Here is a 1,312-nt window from a genome sequence, read left to right as displayed (position 1 = left end):
GGCGGTTTCTAGGGGTGGTCGCAACACGTGGTCGTGTTGATCAGGCCGCGAGCAGTTTATGCAGGCGCTCGGCTGGGGTTTCCCAGCCGAGCGTTTTGCGTGGGCGGCCGTTGAGTTCGGCGGCGACGGCCGCAAGGCGGTCCCGGGTGTGGACCGAGAGGTCGGTGCCCTTGGGGAAGTACTGGCGAAGCAGGCCGTTGGTGTTCTCGTTCGAGCCGCGCTGCCAGGGACTGGCAGGGTCACAGAAGTAGACCGGGACGTCTGTGGCGACACTGAAGCTCTTGTGGGTGGCCATCTCGGCGCCCTGGTCCCAGGTCAGCGAGCGGACCAGGTGTCCGGGCAGCGTCCGGACGGTGTCCACCAGGGCGTCCCGGACGTGTTCGGCGCTGCGGCCGTCGGGCAGGTGCAGGAGCATCACGTAACGGGTGGCGCGTTCGACGAGGGTGCCGATGGCGGAGGCGCCGTCCTTGCCGATGATCAGGTCGCCTTCCCAGTGGCCGGGCACGGCCCTGTCCGCCACCTCGGCGGGACGTTCGCTGATCATGACCATGGGGTCCCGGAAGCGGGGCTGCCGGCTGCGGGTCTGCCGCTGGGGCCTGCGGCGGGTGCGTCCCGAGCGCAGGGCACTGGCCAGCTCACGGCGCAGTTCCCCCCGGCCCTGGACGTAGAGAGCCTGGTAGACCGTCTCGTGGACCACGTGCATCTCCGGCCGGTCGGGAAACTGTGCCTTCAGAGCGTGGCATATCTGTTCCGGGCTCCACCGGCGCTCCAGACCGGCCTGGACGAAGCGCCGCAGCTCGGGATTCTGGTGCATCTTCCGGGGCTTGGGGCGGGGGCGACGGCTGTCCGCGCGGGCCTGGGCGGCGTAGGGCCGGTAGCTCCACTGGCCCGTGGTGCCCGTGGTGCGGTTGCGGCGGATCTCACGGCTGACGGTGGACGGGCTGCGGCCCAGTTCGGCGGCGATGGCCCTGACCGAAGCTTTCTCCCGTATCCGGTCGGCAATGTAGATCCGCTCGTCCTGGCCGAGGCACCGCGACGAAGAAACAGACGGCGGCGCCACCGGACGAACCGGTGGCGCCGCCTTGTTCCGGCCGGACGGTCTGCGTCCGTTACGCCAGCGCCTGCCGGTCTTCGAGTTCACCCCGACGATCCGGCACGCGTCCTCGTTGCTCACACCCTGCTGCATGAGCTGGAAGTATGCAGCCCGCTCAGCAGAGAGCTTCTTGCGGCCCTGAGGGCTCCGTACCTTCCGAATCTCGAAGTCCATCGCATCCCCTGAACTGGGGTGTTGCGACAACCACTAGAACGGAAG

The 1,312-nt window shown here is 68.8% G+C and carries 1 protein-coding gene; it reads right to left on the bottom strand.

What is annotated here, in order from left to right; translation table 11 throughout:
* Positions 1 to 40: 40 nt before the first annotated feature.
* Entirely contained in the window at positions 41 to 1,267 is a 1,227-nt protein-coding gene (locus tag ACGFZQ_RS52245; protein WP_393846516.1) for an IS30 family transposase, read from the bottom strand.
* Positions 1,268 to 1,312: the final 45 nt, after the last annotated feature.

The organism is Streptomyces sp. NPDC048254 (assembly GCF_043201895.1).
In the GTDB taxonomy this organism is placed as follows: domain Bacteria; phylum Actinomycetota; class Actinomycetes; order Streptomycetales; family Streptomycetaceae; genus Streptomyces.
This window is presented reverse-complemented; position numbering and strand designations above follow the sequence as displayed.